The organism is Nitrospira sp. SG-bin1 (assembly GCA_002083365.1).
Classification (GTDB): Bacteria; Nitrospirota; Nitrospiria; order Nitrospirales; family Nitrospiraceae; genus Nitrospira_D.
In genome coordinates this window covers 1-16,009 of record LVWS01000039.1, presented here as the reverse complement: position 1 = coordinate 16,009, position 16,009 = coordinate 1, and the positions used below count along the sequence as shown (strand labels likewise).

Annotated in this window: 14 protein-coding genes; 6 read left to right on the top strand and 8 right to left on the bottom strand. The window is 55.7% G+C overall.

Translation table 11 applies throughout. The features are described from left to right. Nucleotides 1-5 precede the first annotated feature (5 nt). Nucleotides 6-1,013: a hypothetical protein gene (locus A4E19_20200; protein ID OQW31294.1), complete on the top strand. Its 1,008-nt coding sequence runs from the start codon at nt 6-8 to the stop codon at nt 1,011-1,013. Here A4E19_20200 and A4E19_20195 read toward each other — a convergent pair. The 4 genes from A4E19_20195 to A4E19_20180 form a co-directional block, all read right to left on the bottom strand. After that, nucleotides 989-1,294, bottom strand: coding sequence for a hypothetical protein (locus A4E19_20195; protein OQW31293.1), 306 nt, complete (start codon nt 1,292-1,294; stop codon nt 989-991). The two genes, A4E19_20200 and A4E19_20195, sit on opposite strands and share 25 nt — an antisense overlap. Nucleotides 1,295-1,460: 166 nt before the next feature. Further along, the gene (locus tag A4E19_20190) at nt 1,461-1,859 is read right to left on the bottom strand and encodes a hypothetical protein (protein OQW31292.1); all 399 of its coding nucleotides are present in this window, start codon (nt 1,857-1,859) and stop codon (nt 1,461-1,463) included. 200 nt (nt 1,860-2,059) lie between these two features. Continuing rightward, a complete protein-coding gene (locus tag A4E19_20185; protein ID OQW31291.1) occupies nt 2,060-4,729 on the bottom strand; it encodes a hypothetical protein in 2,670 nt (889 codons plus the stop codon). 106 nt (nt 4,730-4,835) lie between these two features. Then, on the bottom strand, nt 4,836-5,192 hold the full coding sequence (locus tag A4E19_20180) for a hypothetical protein (GenBank protein OQW31290.1): 357 nt from the start codon (nt 5,190-5,192) through the stop codon (nt 4,836-4,838). Between the two features lie 179 nt (nt 5,193-5,371). Between A4E19_20180 and A4E19_20175 the strand changes: the two genes are divergently transcribed. Next, complete coding sequence (locus A4E19_20175) at nt 5,372-6,703, top strand: hypothetical protein (GenBank protein OQW31289.1); 1,332 nt, start codon at nt 5,372-5,374, stop codon at nt 6,701-6,703. 78 nt (nt 6,704-6,781) lie between these two features. Here the strand turns inward: A4E19_20175 and A4E19_20170 are convergent, their stop codons facing one another. Both A4E19_20170 and A4E19_20165 read right to left on the bottom strand, forming a co-directional pair. Then, nucleotides 6,782-7,102, bottom strand: a complete 321-nt coding sequence (locus A4E19_20170) for a hypothetical protein (GenBank protein ID OQW31288.1) — start codon at nt 7,100-7,102, stop codon at nt 6,782-6,784. Beyond that, nucleotides 7,099-7,317, bottom strand: coding sequence for a hypothetical protein (locus A4E19_20165; protein ID OQW31287.1), 219 nt, complete (start codon nt 7,315-7,317; stop codon nt 7,099-7,101). Before A4E19_20165 ends, A4E19_20170 begins: the two co-directional genes overlap by 4 nt. Nucleotides 7,318-8,018: 701 nt before the next feature. On the opposite strand from A4E19_20165, the gene A4E19_20160 reads away from it, so the two are divergent. Beyond that, on the top strand, nt 8,019-8,981 hold the full coding sequence (locus A4E19_20160) for a hypothetical protein (protein ID OQW31349.1): 963 nt from the start codon (nt 8,019-8,021) through the stop codon (nt 8,979-8,981). Between the two features lie 260 nt (nt 8,982-9,241). On the opposite strand, the gene A4E19_20155 is transcribed toward A4E19_20160, so the two are convergent. Further along, nucleotides 9,242-10,525 (bottom strand): hypothetical protein, encoded by a 1,284-nt coding sequence (locus A4E19_20155; GenBank protein ID OQW31286.1) that lies wholly within the window; start codon nt 10,523-10,525, stop codon nt 9,242-9,244. A 219-nt stretch (nt 10,526-10,744) separates the two neighbouring features. Between A4E19_20155 and A4E19_20150 the strand changes: the two genes are divergently transcribed. The 3 genes from A4E19_20150 (at nt 10,745) to A4E19_20140 (ending at nt 14,731) form a co-directional block, all read left to right on the top strand. Continuing rightward, the gene (locus tag A4E19_20150) at nt 10,745-12,751 is read left to right on the top strand and encodes a carbon starvation protein CstA (protein ID OQW31348.1); all 2,007 of its coding nucleotides are present in this window, start codon (nt 10,745-10,747) and stop codon (nt 12,749-12,751) included. 327 nt (nt 12,752-13,078) lie between these two features. Continuing rightward, a complete protein-coding gene (locus tag A4E19_20145) occupies nt 13,079-13,576 on the top strand; it encodes a YajQ family cyclic di-GMP-binding protein (protein ID OQW31285.1) in 498 nt (165 codons plus the stop codon). Nucleotides 13,577-13,678: 102 nt separating this feature from the next. Further along, complete coding sequence (locus tag A4E19_20140; protein ID OQW31284.1) at nt 13,679-14,731, top strand: hypothetical protein; 1,053 nt, start codon at nt 13,679-13,681, stop codon at nt 14,729-14,731. 11 nt (nt 14,732-14,742) lie between these two features. On the opposite strand, the gene A4E19_20135 is transcribed toward A4E19_20140, so the two are convergent. Continuing rightward, nucleotides 14,743-15,744 carry a hypothetical protein gene (locus A4E19_20135; GenBank protein ID OQW31283.1) on the bottom strand — a complete coding sequence of 334 codons (1,002 nt, stop codon included), beginning with the start codon at nt 15,742-15,744 and terminating at the stop codon, nt 14,743-14,745. Nucleotides 15,745-16,009: the final 265 nt, after the last annotated feature.

The window sequence follows — 16,009 nt, the reverse complement described above, 5'->3', positions numbered from 1 at the left end:
CTAACGTGTTGCGCTATATCTTACTGGCCCTTGGCCTCATCGTTCTGAGTCTTCTTGTCTGGCATATCGGGCCTTCCAATATCTACGAGGCCGCTTCACGACTCGGCCCAACCGCCTTGCTCGCCATTCTGATCCCTTCCATCCTTATGTATTCCATTGAAGCCTATGGGTGGAAAGTCGTGCTGGGGCGCGCGGCACGAGGAGTGCCGTTCTGGCGGCTGCTGACGATTCGAACCGCCGGCGAGGTGGTGAATATGACGACGCCGACGGCCTACCTCGGGGGCGAACCGCTGAAGGCCTATTTGCTCAAACGGTACGATGTTCCCATGACGGAGGGAGCCGCATCGGTCGTCATTGCGAAGACGACCATGACGATCGCCGAGGTGTTTTATATCCTGACGGGAATCGCCCTCGCTTTTTGGCTTCTGGGAGCGGGGAGTTCGGCCGGCCAGACGATCACCGCCGCATTGTTGAGTGTCGGATTGTTGGTCTGTTCGATTGCGGGCTTTGTGTTCGTTCAGCAACGTGGGCTGTTTGCATCGATACTGTCGTTGGTCAAAAAACTGGGCTTACGCATCCGGGCATTGGAAGCGCAGGAAGAACATCTGCGCTCGATCGACCAGACGATTCGGAATTTCTACAGCCACCACCAAAAGGCTTTTTATGCGTCGATGGCCGTGTACTTCTTCGGGTGGATGGCCGAATCGTTGGAGGTGTTCGGGATCATCTATTTACTCGGCGGCTCGGTGAGTATGCTGTCCGCCCTCTCCATCGGGGCGCTCGCGGTGTTTATCAAAGGCGGATCTTTCTTCATCCCCGGCAGTCTGGGGGCGCAAGATGCAGGGAACATGCTGTTGTTGCAAGCCTTTGGCTACAGTGATGTGACGGGGATCACCTTCGCGTTGCTGCGGCGGTTTCGGGAACTGGTCTGGATCGGTGTCGGATTGTTATGCCTGGCCCTCGTGGGAAAATCTGGGAGGAGTGAAGATCAACGGGTCGAGAGTCCGTCCTGAAGGATCGTCTGAAACCGCTCGACCATCCGATCCCATACGAAGCCGTGGAGCCGAAAATCCGCCGCTCGCTCCACCTTGTGAAACTGAAGCCCCAGTCGATTCCCTTGGACCCAGCGAACCTCCGCTTCTTCAACGGGGAGTGATTGCGCCTGATCGGGGAGGATCAACCGCACACGAAGGGTGGTCCCCTGCGGCGTGGCACCGGCACATTCGATGGCGCAACCGAACACCGTGAGGTTGACTACCTTCCCTTCCGCGATCGTCTCCGCATCGGAGACCATCACGGGGTATTGGACGATAAGGGGGACTCGGTAGTGGTGTCGAAAATAAGAACGTGTGGATTCCACGGTGGCTCAGTTTAATCGGCCACGCGTGGCGGAATGTATCCCCCTTTCGCGGGGACAAAGCGAAGTCTTCTAGATCGTGTCCTGTAAGAGTCGCGGTTATTCAGGCGGAGTAGTGCTTGTTGAGGTGCTCGCGCTGGAACTGAATGATATGTCGGATCAGCAGTTCCCGATCCTGATCGGCCATTCTGATGAATCGGCCATGGATGCGATATGTATTAAGAGGATAGGTGATAGGATCCACGCGCAATACTTCGAGGGAGGTTTTAAACAGCACCTGGCCGGGAAGGAGCAGGGTGCAGGAAAGAATCGTGTTCACCTCGAAGGTCTGATTGAGTGTGACCCCGATGCCGCCGCCGCTGATGTTGACGGATCGCGTGACGAGCGTTCCCTCCGCCTTGTCGCTTTCCGTCTGAAGGCAGATGGGGAGAGTCACGGTAATGCGATAAAACTCGCGGCGATCCGCCGGAGACGGCCGCGAAGCCGGGGGATCCGATGGCATGGTGTGCGCAGTATACCAAAACGAGCGGACCAATCCATTGATCCGCTCCTCATGAACGTGTAGGGCCAGAGCGGCATAGGAACCAAGATGGCTTACAGCGAACGGTTGGCGGGACGAATCAGAGCGTGTTTCGCCGCAGTGACCGCGAATGGCTCGTGCGTTCGGGTGGCAGAAGAAGGCTAGGCTTGTATCAGTGAGGGCTAGAAGCGCTCAATAATGCGATCGAGGTCGTCGGGCCCGTCGATATTGTCGTAGAGCATACTGGTGGGATCGTTGTTCATCGCCAATTGGTAGTACAGGAGCCCGACGTTTTTCCCAACCATTTTCGTAAGCCGACACAGCGCCAGGTCTTCGTCCCGTTGATCCAGCGAGAACAATGATCCATGAGGCACGTGAAGGGAGAGGCTTCGTGGATGCATGCGCGCGCTCGAGACGACTGCGTATCGGCCGCCTTCGCGATGCGAGAAGGCGTACCGCCAGGATGACTGCTCCCGATACATGTCCTGTGCCGTCACGCCGATCAGCACGGCATCGGAGCGGGTGGCGAGGTCTGCAAAGTGTTGCTTCATTCTTGTGACGACACGTTCGGCGACGAGCTGATTGCGTGTCCGGTCCCACAAACTCTCGTCGAGGGGAAGCGGCGGCAAGGCCTGGATCGGAACGTGCCAGGCGTTGGTGTAGTGCACGATCAAGCGGGACAATTCCGATGGGGGGAACTCACCGATCGGAGCGAGATACAGCGTACTCTGTGCCTCCGACTTCCCGGCAACGCCGATGGGATAATCGGAGCAGTTGGGTTCGGGATGGGCGGAATAGCCCACATACGACGCCAGGACGACGATCACGACAGCCAACTCCGGCCACCGCCTCTTGATCAAGAACAACAAAGAAGAGGTAAGGGACGGAAACTCAATGGTGGAGGAAGTTGAGGCTGCTGCTGTCGCCGTACCTCCGACGCGAGATTGGAGCGGCAGGAGCGGGATACGGTTAAGGGCCTTCTTCCACTGGCGCTTCATCTGTGACCCCAGCACCAGGATATAAGTGTTGCTTGGGAGCGGTATTTCTTGCGAGAGTCTCGCAAGCAGCGCGTCATTCTTCGCGTCCTCGCGCCACTCGTACCAGCGATACCGGGGGATGACGACCAATACGTAGGCGGGAACGGTCGGCATGACTCGCACCTGCTTCCGCACAAGGTAGGCTTTTCCAACTTCCGCAAGGGCGGAGAGCTCGTTCGCAAGGTTGCGGGCTTCCTCGCGTGACAGGTCGTGCGGGAGGAACACGTCATCTGGTTCGATCTGCTGCCGCTCTTCTTCCACCTTCAGTAGGAGTTCGCAGCGCTCCCTGGTCTGCTCACGATACTTGGCGGCTTCATGCTCCTGACCAGTGCGGACGAGGAACTCCTCTGCCAGCGCGGAGGCGGCAAGAAACGCTTCTGGGTCCTTGGAGCCCGCTCGTTCAAGCCGTTCCAGTCCGGCACGGTCTCCTTGCGCAAGGAGCAACCGCCCCAAGGCGAAATCAGCGCCGGCATGGTCGGGTGAACGGTCCAACAGTTGGCGAAACAGCGGAATCGCGGCTGTTGCTCCTTCGAGCCTCTCTGTCTTCGTCGCGTATTCCCACAGTTCGTCTTCGGACAATGGCTCAGCGATCGACTTTTCCCATAGCTCGACCACACGGGTCTGAGCGGCCTGCTTCTCGTCGTATTTCTGTTTCCAGATTTCTGAGATCTGCGCAGCCCATTCGCGATTGAGCTGGCCGCACAATTCGTCGCACGTCTTCCCCAGGTAGTATTGGCCTGCCGGTTCCTGATCCGGGCCAAGCACTTGAGGGCTGGTGGAAGAGGCGGGCTCGGGCGGTGTCTTTGCGGGGAGCTTCGCGAGGGCCGCCAGTCGATCGGCCAACGAGGGGTGCGTATCGGCATAGCCCGTTTTGTCGTGCATCGCTTCGCTGAAGAATCGTGGAATCAGCTCGCGATGGGCGGGAACCAGAATCGTGTGGGCCAGGTCATGCAAATAGGCATCGGGTGGGTCGGCCGTCTCTTTGTTCCGCCGGTCGAGCGACGTCCAGAATGATTCTCGTAGCAGGCGTCCAACGACGGAAAGCGACGCGAGGGTATCTCTCATGCAATGCGGGCCGACCAGATGGGCGGCGTTCCGGTCTGCTTCATACTCTTGCTCGCGCGCCATGACGAACGAGTAGGCATTGAAGAACGGCGCGTACCACCCCATGAATTTCGTAAACACGAAGGATGCCCAGTGTCGGCGTACGGTCATTTCCTGGAGCAACTGCGACCAGGTCACGCGGGCGCGATAGATCCAGGTAAAGAAGCGGCCGTGTTGGCTCCCAAGATGGCCGAACTCATGCGCCAGCACCGCGCGAAACTGGGCCGGGGTAAAGGTGAGCAGGAGGGGAAGTCCCAGCAACAGATAATTGCGTTGCCAGCCGAAGATGCCGAGCCTGGGCACCTGTACCACCGCGGCATTCAACTCATTGACGATCAACACGTGGTGAAAGGCCGGCGTGCCGAGGGCGTTCCGGATCTTGTCGATCAAAAGAAAGAGGCGCGGTGCATGCTCGCGCTGGAGCTCGATGCCGGTCGGGGGCTCCAACCGCACCCAAAGCGCGCGAACGATTACGGTGGCAAGGACGATGAGCGCGATGCCCACCTTGAAGAGGAGGGCATGACCACCCGATCCGTCTTTGATCAGGACAAAACAACCGACCGTCAGAGCAATGACGGCCCCCAGCACGGCGAACACATAGGCGTAGCCGGTAAAAGCAAGGAGGGCAACCTTGAACTTGTACTGAGTCGGATGGGCCTTCGCGTACCCTTCCAGTTGGCGGACGAATTGTTCGAAGCGCTTCTCGGTCATCGGACGGAGTGAGTCGAGGTGTTTTGGCTAGTCTAGGAGAGGAATGCGGGTTCTCAAAGGAGATTGTATTTTGGCGACTCGTGGGAGCGGTATTCGAGTTTGAGGATCAGTGAGGTGGGGCGAGGGCGTTAGCGATGGCCGTGGCGAGGTCATGGAGTGGAAAGGGATCGCGGTCGCGGAAATTAATACAGCCGGCACCGTGTCGAATCTCAGGATGCTTTTTCATGAAGGCTGCGATGCGTTCAGAGGAACAGGTATAGACCGACAGATAGTTCTTCTGGCTCTTCCACGCAAAGAAGTGTTCGCCGACATGATAGGTTGGCATCCGGTAGCTGAAATCGCACGTGGTCTTCGGGAACAGCTTCTTCACGAGTCGGTCGATCGCCTCACCGCGTTCACGCCGATCCCTCGGCAGCATGGCCAGATAACCAGTGCTGATGTGTCTCTCTTTTAGTTGTGCCATTAGCCATCAGCGCATCATTTCTATCCTGTCTGCCCCATACACGGCTAGCGTACGCCGCTCGCTTTCGAAAGAAAACCGCCGGCGGTCGGACTTAGCCATTGACAGGAGCTATCACATTGGGTCGATTTTTCGTACGAATGTACTTATCATCTTGACGGATTCCGAGAGGGAAGTGAAGCATGCAAGCTGATGGATTGCAGAAGCAAATTGTTCAGTGGTTGGAGGAAAGGCGAAAGCTGCTTCTTAAGGCTTCACAACTTGCGGGGATACCGCCATCAGTTGAGATTTCCAGGCCAGTTGTCACTAACTTTACAGAAACTGGATTTTCTTCTTCTCAAGAAACCGTCCAAGTTACACCGTTAGTTATTCCTGCGTTTGCATTCTCACTCCGAGAGAAAACGGCTCCGAGTACAGAGGACATTCAAAAATCACCAGCTGACGCTCTCCACAAGGCTTACGGCGAGCGATGTAAGGTCTGGACGCCCTTCTCCAAACATAATTTTGAACGTAATCCACTAGAATGGATAAGTGAGGCTTTGCTCAGCAGGATCGAACTAGAATACATAAGGTCACTCGCTACACTAAAAACTCCCAACCGTTCGGTTGCAGAGTCATTAGCAAAAGACGCCATTTGCCTTATTCAATCCGATACGATCAACTTTGTGACCGCGCTACCGTTAGCGGGGATAAAGTTATCTGAAGAAAGCATTGAGTCAAACAACATTAGACTGCGTAAAATCTCATCCAATGAGTTGGCACGCATTGCAGATTTGTCCGCGGATCAACTATGGCTATACTACGAACATAAAGGCGTAAGGCCCCCGTTCCCAAGGGTTGTTAGTGAACGATCTGTCCTTGAAGTGAGGACGACGTGCAGCAAAACCGTTCAGCCTCAGGCTGGCCTCTATCCAAAGAAAGTCATTCTTGCTCTTGCACTATTAGGATTTGAACTTCACGGAGAGAGTCTCGCCTCGACCTGGACTGAACCAGGGCCATCTCTAACAAGCGGCGGACAAAAATTTGTCTTAGGGCGAAATGGAGGTACGAGAGATTGTACAGCTGACCATCTTCGGCGAGCAGAAAGGGTAGCGCGTGTAATCCCAGATGGCGCGGTTAGTTCGCCTCAAAATAGAAAAGAAGTTGTGCTCCATAGATTCATGTTAGGAAATGCCGAAGAGAACGCATCCGATAAACTCATTGATTTTGTCATAGCAATAGAAGGCTTTCTTCTCCCGCCGGGTAAAGAAGGTGAGTACCGATTCAAATTTGGCTTGTACGGAGCTTGGTATCTTGCTACCGACCAAACTGAAAGGGAAATCTTGTTTAAGAAGTTACAAGAAATTTACGACATGCGATCTATCATCGTGCATGGAAGTGTTCCTGAATCTGAGCCGTCTATTAGAGAAAAAGCTGCCAATGCCCGTGAACTTGCTGCCAAGTTTTTGATCAAAGCGCTGGAGCAAGGTTGGCCGTCACATGAAACTCTGAAGCAGTTAGCATTGGGGGTGTGATTAGAGACGGCAATGAGAGTGCGTTGAGTCCCCCCGCTACCGGTTCTATGATCGATGGATGGTGATTTGAAGAAGGAGCTACAGGCTGATTCGGCTGACTGCGCCCTTTGGCGCCGTTGATATGGTCTGAAGTAGTTTGGGTAACAGCGGGCAAAGGTCTTTTAGGCGGTTGATCGGCGCCTGAAGCACAATGACTGCAATGGTGAACTGGGGGATGTTCTGCTGAAAGGCCAAGTTACGATCAACAGTGACGAAGACGTCGAACTGTGTTTGAGCCCTGGTCAATGACTCGCCATTCTTGATTCCCGCCCACTCCGCTTGAGGGACTGTAACCACTTCATGCCCCTCGATCTCTCTTGCAAAGCGTCGGTCAATACACTCGTCGAGGAGGATTCTCACGAGGCTTTAGCGAGCATGCGGGTCTTGGCTTCTTCGAGAAAGGCGATAACCTGGTCGCGACTGACGGTCGGGAAGCCTTGAAGGAAGTCGTTGATCGTTTCGCCCCCCTCCAAGTATTCGATCAATGTCTGGACCGGCACGCGGGTACCCGCAAACACAGGGGTGCCTCCCAGCACATCGGGAGAGTAGGAGATCAGGGGTGTCGTGGTAGCCATGGTTCACAAGGATAATGGGGCATCGCTTGATTTACAAGCGCCAGGCAGATTCTTAGGATGCCGCCGCATGAATGCGGCTGGGAATCGCTCCGGGCATTATTTTTTGTTTTTTAGGTACGCTCAAGCTTGACCAACGTGGTTGGCGTCATCAATCGAAACGAAAACGAATGGGTTTTGGCTGGTTGTAGCGGCGGGATTGTCTGCACGATTACGCGGGACGCCGCGTGCTAAGCTGTCGTCTGACGCCCAGGTGAGTCCGCCATGGCGAATCGTTCTCCCGGCATCAGTACCGACCAACCCCGTGCTCGATGTTTCTGACCACTTCGCACAGAATTTCTTCGTAGGAGTTGCCGTCTGACAAGCCTTGAACGATCTTGCAATCGGCGCTTGGGCCGATGGCTAGTTCCGGAACTCTATCGAGCGCTGGGACCACTCCCGCAACAGCAGAGATCGCCGTGCAAACATGAGGGATACAAACTCTTCACTCGACCTCCCCGAACGCAGGGTAGATTCCCATGTCTTACTTCCTATAGGCTCGGTGGAGTACTTGTCCGTCCGCTGCGCACAACGAAGTCACTTGTGAGAGGTGCAGGATGTCTTTGAACTGGAAGTCGACCTCCAGGGCTATTTTGCGGAAGTTGGGGCGTTTGGAGAGTTATTATTATGATTATTGGGCTATCAACAAAACGGCCATGAAGATCCTGAAGGCCGTGGAAAGCTATAAAGGCAAGACGAGCCGTCAGGATTTGAAACAGTGTAACGATTATGCGGTGGAGGTCCTCGGACATAAGCGCTTTGCCCCCTGGTTGTATGTCTATACGGCGGTTTCCGGGCGGTTTCGAGAGGGCTGGATTCCCGATAACTACTACTTCTCAGTTGTCGTACCCACGATTCAGAAGCGGTACGGACCGGTGTCGAGCCTCAGAGGTCTGAACGCGGTCATGCTTCAGAGCGCGGCCCTTCCTGATTTGCTCGCGTACGTGAATGGAATCTTTTTTGACACCACCTCCGGATTTGTGTCACCCGATGCGGTGAGAGACAAACTGTTCAAGGATCAGGAGCGAGTGGTCTTCAAGCTCGATCATTCGCTCCGAGGTGAAGGCGTTTATTTTCTCACGCGTGAGTCGTTCAGTCTTGAACAGATCCACCGGCTGGGGAACGGGGTGTTTCAACGCGCCGTGCGGCCGCATCGATTGTTCGCTGAATTCACCCAACAATCCGTAGCAACCGTACGAATCACGACCGTGTACGAGGATAGCGGGAAGGTGTCCGTGCGGGCATGTTACCTGAGAATGGGCAGTGGAGACGAAACCCATGTCCAAACGAAGAGCCAGGTTGCCGTATCGATTGATGTCGAAAGCGGCGCGTTTAAGGAGGTGGGGTATACGGCGGAGTGGCTGGAGACCAAAGTGCATCCGACGAGTCAGGTCACATTTGCCGGGAACGTGATTCCTGCATTCCATAGTTGTGTACGCACCGTGACCGAGTTGCATCGGAAAGCACCCTATACACGCTGTATAGGCTGGGATGTGACGGTCGACCAGGACGAGCAGGTCCAACTCCTGGAATGGAATGGGGCGAGAAACGGCATTAAGTTCAGCGAAGCTACGCAAGGGCCTTGCTTTGCGGACTTAGGGTGGGAGCGACTATGGAAGTCAGGGTGATGGGTGTGCATCTATCCGCCGGCCGACATTTCAATGGGTCCCAGAAATCAGACGCCAGCTATCTATCTAATTGATCAGTGATAGAGATACACGAGTCCTTACGTTCAAATGATGGCCGGGAACCTTCCAAAAAGTGATCAATCGGAACAGCCGACGGATTGTTACGGTGGCAGGAGCTCTGCCGGGAATACTCTGCCGCTCGCCGTTCTCGTTTCAGTGTGATTCTTAACGAAGGTGAATGGGCTATAGGATTGTGGTAGCTACGGCTGATGGCCGACGCGGCGCCCGAGAACGTCCATCATTGGTTTGATGAGGGGCAGTTCGAGGAAGAGTTCGTGGTGAGAAATCGGTTTGACGTCCCGCACTTCCTTGAGCGGCTTGATGAATAGGATCGCCACGGCGAGGCGCAGTAAGGCCGAGACGAAAAAGATCACCGGGAGGTTCGACGCAAACAGCACCTCGAATTCTCCGAGGATGATCTCAGGTGTGAGGACGGTACTGAGCCACCCTCCGATCATGGTTCCAAGAAAAGCACTTGTCGCGATGACCCCGTTGCTCACGGCCACGGCGCCGGCCCGTTCTTCGCTCTTCACAAGGTCATAGACGATGTTTTGCAGGCCGAGGTTGAAGCCCGACCAGAGCATGCCCGCCAAGCCGTTGATCAGGATGAGCCACCACACCTCCTCTGTCATGAGGTAAAGAAACGGCAGGACCGGTAATCCAAAACCGGTGATCATCAGCAATTTTCGATTTCCGTACCGGTCGCCGATGCGCCCCCAGCCGTTAATGGCCAGGAATCCACCGATGACCGAGGCCGCGGCCCACAACGAGTATTCCATATAGGACAGTTGCAGATCGCGAAGCAGGTAGACGGCGAAGTAGGGGCCGGCGAGCAGGGCGCTGACATGCATGAAGCCGGAGAACAACAAAAAGCGCAAGAAGGCTTCGTGGCGTCCAGTCCCGACAAAGTCCTTCAGGCGGAGGCTCAGGTGCTGAGTGACCGGTGCATCGGATTGGTCGAGCCGCTGAAGATAGCGGGCGGCGAAGCCACGGGCGACCGCGGCAAGCAGGAACAGGATGGTAAATCCGGCCCAGACCGCTTGATGTCGCGTCGTCCAGCTCAACAGCATGCCTCCTCCGATCAAGGCGGTAAAGCTTATGGCCGACATGACGCGGGCCCGTTTGGCGAAATACGTACCCCGGGTGTCGGGATCAAGCAGGTCGGTGATCAAACTGTTCCATGCTGGAATGGAGAAATGCCCGACGACGACGAGCGGCACGGCGCAGGCGATAATGAGGGCGGCGCCGTATGCCGGAAAGAGAAACGGAAGCATGAGCAGCGGCAGCCAGAGGGCGGCCTGTACCGTGGCCCCGGCGACGACGATTCTGTGCCGGTGATCGAACCACCGCAACCACATCACCGATCCCAGCTGGGCAAACGTCCCGACAAAGGCCGGTAACGCATTCAGCAAGCCGATCTGAGCGGTGGTCGCGTGGAATGTGAGGGCGAAGGCCGTGAAGAAATTCTCTCCGGCTCCCTGCATCACGGCCGTACAGGCGCCCTCGCGGATTCCATATTGCTCGTTGTGTGTGCGGCGGAGAGCAGTGGGGGACCTTGTGTGGTCGTTCGGTGATGATGGATCCACGCTTGCGACCATAGCGTGCAATCGGTGTCCGGAAACCTCAGAAATGTCCTAGGTTGGAGTGACGAAGGATGAAGCAGTTTATCACAGCCGGGGTACCGTTGTGGTACTATGCCGCGCATGAATATCGCGCGGATATTGCTCTGGATCTTCTTGTCTCTTCTTGGCGCCGTCGCCCTCGCTCAGGTCGCGGGACTCGTCAGTCCCGCAGAAAAAGTGAATGGACTCTGGTTGGTCGTGGCGGCGGCCTGCATGTATGTGCTGGCCTATCGATTTTATGGCCGATGGATCGCCAGGCGGGTCGTCGGGCTCAACAACCAGCATGTCACGCCGGCCGTGCGCTTGAATGACGGCGTGAATTTTCATCCCACGAACAAAGTCGTGCTGTTTGGTCACCACTTTGCGGCGATTGCGGGAGCCGGGCCGTTACTCGGACCGGTGCTGGCCGCGCAGTTTGGATTCATGCCCGGTTTTCTGTGGCTGGTGATCGGGGCGGTGCTCGCCGGGGCCGTACAGGACTTCATTATCCTCGTTGCTTCAATGAGGCGCAACGGGCGCTCGCTGCCCGAAATCGCTCATGATGAACTCGGCTCGATCACCGGGACGGCGACGGCGGTAGCGGTGTTGTTCATCGTGGTGGTGGCGCTCGCGGGGTTGGGGTTTGCCGTCGTGAATGCGCTCTACCACAATGCCTGGGGTACGTTCACGATCGCCATGACGATTCCGATCGGCCTCCTCATGGGCTTCTATCTCCAGAAGTTTCGTCCGGGCGCGGTGGCGGACGTGTCGATCCTTGGAGTCGTTCTGTTGATTGGTGCCGTGCTGTTCGGTCGTGTCGTGGCACAGTCGTCCTACGCGTGGTTCTTTGAATTCGACAAGCCGGCGCTGGTCTGGCTCTTGGCCGGGTATGGTTTCCTCGCATCGGTGTTGCCGGGATGGATGTTGCTGGTGCCGCGCGGGTACCTGTCCACGTTCATGAAGCTCGGGGTGGTCTTTTTGCTTGGGTTCGGCGTCATCCTCATGGCGCCGACCATCGAGATGCCGCGCGTGACGACGTTTGCCGATGGCGGCGGGCCGATTATTCCCGGCACGCTCTTTCCCTTTCTCTTTATCACGATTGCCTGCGGAGCCATCTCGGGCTTTCATTCATTGGTGTCATCCGGCACGACACCGAAGATGATCGAACAGGAGTCGCAGGCCGTAGTGGGCTACGCGGCGATGCTCCTGGAAAGTTTTGTCGGTGTCATGGCGTTGATCGCGGCGTCGGTGCTGATTCCCGGAGACTATTTGGCGATCAATACGACGTTAGGTGCGGAGGCATTGGCGGCTATGGGGTTCCCGCCGGCGCGAATTGCGGAGTTGTCGCAATTGGTCGAGGTGGATGTCGCGGGTCGGCCCGGAGGGGCTGTATCTTTGGCGGTCGGGATGGCATCCATCTTTTCGGCGCTGCCCGGCATGTCCGGACTGATGGCCTATTGGTATCAATTTGCGCTGGTGTTCGAGGCATTGTTTATCCTGACGACGATCGATACGGGGACGCGCGTGGCACGGTATCTCATTCAAGAGATGGCAGGGCGTGTGTATGCGCCCTTTCGTCGGATCAATTGGGTGCCGGGTGTGATGCTGAGCAGCGGTCTGGTCGTGGGAGCCTGGGCGTATTTGATCGGGACGGGGAGCATTTCGACGATTTGGCCCATGTTCGGCGCCGCCAATCAGCTGCTGGGCATGTTGGCGCTCTGCATTGGGACGACGGTATTGATTAAAATGCGGAAGTCGTCCTATCTGTGGGTGACGGTGCCGCCGATGCTCTTCGTGGGATTGATCACACTGACCGGTTCCTATGAAATGTTCCGGATGTTCTTGAAGAAGGCGGCGACATTGGCGGCGGGACAAGCCTTTGCCCTGTATCTGGACGCGGTATTGGTGGCATCGGTGGCCGTGTTGGGCCTGATCGTCTTAAGTGACAGTGTCAGGCAGTGGTACGGCTATGTGGTCTTGAAGAAGCCGTTTACCTCCAGTGAAGTTATCGTGATGGCCGGTGGGGGGGCGGCGGCGCGGATGCGGACGGCGATTCATCGTGAAGATGAGAAAGGGTTTAAGTTGCCGCATGGAACGGGGTGTTGTTAGGGAGAAAGGAGCAGTCTGGTCGTTCTCTTGCTCGCTGAACGCGCACATCTGTTGATACAAACCACTGGTTGTGAACGATGTGCTCGTTCAATGGCGCGCAGTCGAGAATCAACCAGACCGCTCCGTAGGATGACGAAAGAAGAAGGAACAACCTGGCTGATCTCCTGTGCTCCTAGTATGCGCACGCGGGGTCAACAAGATTCTAAATGAAGGGCGGTGCTCCCGGGGAAAGGGACGCGCCAAGGCGCGTCGGGGTAGGGTGGGTTGCGCGCAATGAAAGGTCGACCATGCCGCCCTTGCTAGATTAAGGAAAAGAAGGAGGAGATCGTGGCTGATCAGTTTTCATTCGACGTAGTGTCGGAAGTGAATATGCAAGAATTGAAGAACGCGCTGGATCAGGCGACGAAAGAGATCAAGCAGCGGTTCGACTTCAAGGATTCGAAGACGGAGATCACGTTGAAAGAGAAAGAAAAGGAGTTGGTCGTCGTGTCGGATGATGAGTACAAGCTCAAGGCGGTGCAGGAGATCATCAAGGCGAAATGCGTAAAGCGCGGGGTGTCGCTGAAAGCATTCGCCCAGGGTGCGATCGAGCCGGCGTTGAGCGGGACGGTGCGCCAGGTCGCGAAGATTCAAAGCGGACTCGCCACGGACAAGGCGAAGGAGATTACGAAGGCGATCAAGGATTCCAAATTGAAAGTCCAAGCTCAGATCAAGGGCGAACAGGTGCGGGTGTTGGGGAAGAGCAAGGATGAATTACAGTCGGCGATCGCGTTCTTGAAAGGCCAGGACTTCGACATCGATTTGCAGTTCGCGAATTTCCGATAAACAGATGCGGAAACAGGTCTCACACTGCCCCCTCGGCCGATCGTCTGTCTTCATGTGCGGAGTAGAGCGTGCTTCGGCGTGCGATGTTTCCTGCAGCCTTGGATGACTCGTTTGAACATCACGAAGAAATGCCGAGCCTCCTTCATGCACAACCTTCTCGCGATCCTCGTGCTTGCCATCTCTCTCGTCGGCTGTAATCGCAGTGATCCGATCGTCGTCATCCAGCTCCATCCGAACAATCCGGATATCATTTATGTGGCGACGAACGACTACATTTACAAGACGCGCGACGGCGGCCAGACCTGGACGAATCTTTCGCAGGGCATGAGTCATTCTCGCGTGATCTCCATGGCGATCGATCCTGTATATCCTGCGACCGTCTATGCGGGTACGAAGGGCGATGCGGTCTACAAGAGCCATGATGGTGGGCAGCGCTGGGTGTCGATGCGCGCAGGGCTTGATGATACGACGATCACCTCCGTGGTGAATCAATTCCTCTTCGATCCGGTCGACGCGCAGCACATCTTCCTTGCCACGACGATGGGCGTGTTCGAAACCAAAAACGGAGGCGAGCAATGGACGAAGAGAATGGAGGGCATGAAAGAAGTGTTGATGGTCGTGACGCTGGGCATGGATCCGACCAAACCCACCACTCTGTACGCGGGAACCAGCGGAGGTGTCTACAAATCGATCGATCAGGCCGGCCATTGGGAAAAAATGAACAACGGACTGGTCCCACCCGACATGCTGAAAACGTCGCGGGCGCTGAACGTCACGTCGATTCTAGTCGACCCCTACGAGCCCAATACCGTCTACGCCGCCACGCTCGCCGGGCTGTATAAATCAACAGACGGCGCGAAGGCCTGGAAGCGGATCGGGGAGTCGCTTGCCGATCAGATGATCATCGCGATGGTGCTCGATCGAACACGTCGAGGCGTGATCTACATCACGGGGCGGGATGGAGTGCATCGAAGCGAAGATGCCGGCGCGACATGGAAGCTGGTCAACAGCGGGCTTGTAACCACCAACATCCGAACAATCGCACAAAGTGCAACCGATTCAAAGGTCTTCTATGCCGGCACGAACGGCAGCGGGTTGTATCGCAGCAACGATTTCGGAGAGACATGGGAGCCGATGCCGGTGGTGGGAAAATAAGCCGTAAGAGGCTATCGTTTCCGGCTGTTCAGGTCGGAATCTCCTATGGAGGCACCGACTCCGCGTCGTGGGAGCGTGGACATCCCTTCACGATTCTGCGTACTGTCGACCTCGAACCCGGTGCCACTGGGCATGGAGGTATCTTGGATATCCGTTCCTGGCCGATGGGGAATGTTGCTGTCATGAATATCTTCACCGCGGCGCGGTCGCAGTGATTCGCCGATCCTGCTGTATGGCGACAAATAATTAATGTCGGCCCCAAAGTGAGAATTCAACTTCGTGTCCTCGATGTCTCCTCCAATGCGTGAGCGCAGGGTCGTATCTTGAATCTCCATCCCGGTCGGTGCCGATGACGGAGGTTTTTTGGCTCTGAACTCTTTCTTGATCGCCTCTTCCTCCTCTTGGATCTGAACCTTAGCCCGGCCGCTGGCTTCGTAGTCGACTTGATCCAGACCCTGTTGTGCCTTGTTCAATTTATCCAGACGGTCATAGAGTCGAAATAAGTCCCCGCGGGCGCGCGTGATTGTCCCCACCATTTCGTTAAGTGGAAGTTGTCTGGCAAATGTACGGGAATTAAAAATGCCTTTTTGTTGAACTGTCTTCAAAATGTGATTGGCTTCATCAATTAAATCGACGATTTCTCCGGGAGCGCTGTGGTCTGTCAAACAACACGAGACGAACGCCCTATAGCGATCTGAATATTTGGAAGCGGCATTCTGCAGTTCGGCGATCTTGATTGGATTACGGTCGGGAAAATCGAATCCTTGTTGGCGAGCCTTTTCTCTGAAAGATTCTGCCGCCTGTTGGTCGTAGAGCGGCTCACAACCGGAGCCTTTTTGAGTTGAAATCTGCTGATCCGGTGCCTTGCTTGAGCACCAATAGACCGGCGCCGGTTGGTTGAGGGGGTTATCCGGGTTGAAGTCTTTTGCATAGGCCTGTTCCAGGCAGAGGAGCGGCAGGATGAGGAATGAAAATGATCTTGCGAATGAGGAAGCCGAGTAGTTTAAGAGCATGAAAGTATTCTCTAATTGAAGCTCATTGAAGTCAATCAAACTTCACCTGTTTGGACCGGGCAAAGAAGGAGATGGCACCTAATCAGAGGTCTAAGTTGCATAGTCTGTTGCTATTAAAGGAAAAAGTTGATGAATGTGGGCTGCTTCCTGGACTCGTTTTATCCGCTTCTTATCCACTTTGGACATCCATGTAGGCCTCGTCGAGTTACTGAAAGACTGTTGACAACCAAAAATGCCAGAGTATACTTCGTCTGGCGTGGGTGGA

What these genes read in the sequence shown, in the direction of transcription:
- A4E19_20165 (OQW31287.1), bottom strand. Translation starts at nt 7,317, where the DNA reads ATGGCTACCACGACACCCCTGATCTCCTACTCTCCCGATGTGCTGGGA.
- A4E19_20185 (OQW31291.1), bottom strand. Translation starts at nt 4,729, where the DNA reads ATGACCGAGAAGCGCTTCGAACAATTCGTCCGCCAACTGGAAGGGTAC.
- A4E19_20150 (OQW31348.1), top strand. Translation starts at nt 10,745, where the DNA reads ATGAATATCGCGCGGATATTGCTCTGGATCTTCTTGTCTCTTCTTGGC.
- A4E19_20175 (OQW31289.1), top strand. Translation starts at nt 5,372, where the DNA reads ATGCAAGCTGATGGATTGCAGAAGCAAATTGTTCAGTGGTTGGAGGAA.
- A4E19_20135 (OQW31283.1), bottom strand. Translation starts at nt 15,744, where the DNA reads ATGCTCTTAAACTACTCGGCTTCCTCATTCGCAAGATCATTTTCATTC.
- A4E19_20155 (OQW31286.1), bottom strand. Translation starts at nt 10,525, where the DNA reads ATGCAGGGAGCCGGAGAGAATTTCTTCACGGCCTTCGCCCTCACATTC.
- A4E19_20190 (OQW31292.1), bottom strand. Translation starts at nt 1,859, where the DNA reads ATGCCATCGGATCCCCCGGCTTCGCGGCCGTCTCCGGCGGATCGCCGC.
- A4E19_20195 (OQW31293.1), bottom strand. Translation starts at nt 1,294, where the DNA reads ATGGTCTCCGATGCGGAGACGATCGCGGAAGGGAAGGTAGTCAACCTC.
- A4E19_20140 (OQW31284.1), top strand. Translation starts at nt 13,679, where the DNA reads ATGACTCGTTTGAACATCACGAAGAAATGCCGAGCCTCCTTCATGCAC.
- A4E19_20180 (OQW31290.1), bottom strand. Translation starts at nt 5,192, where the DNA reads ATGGCACAACTAAAAGAGAGACACATCAGCACTGGTTATCTGGCCATG.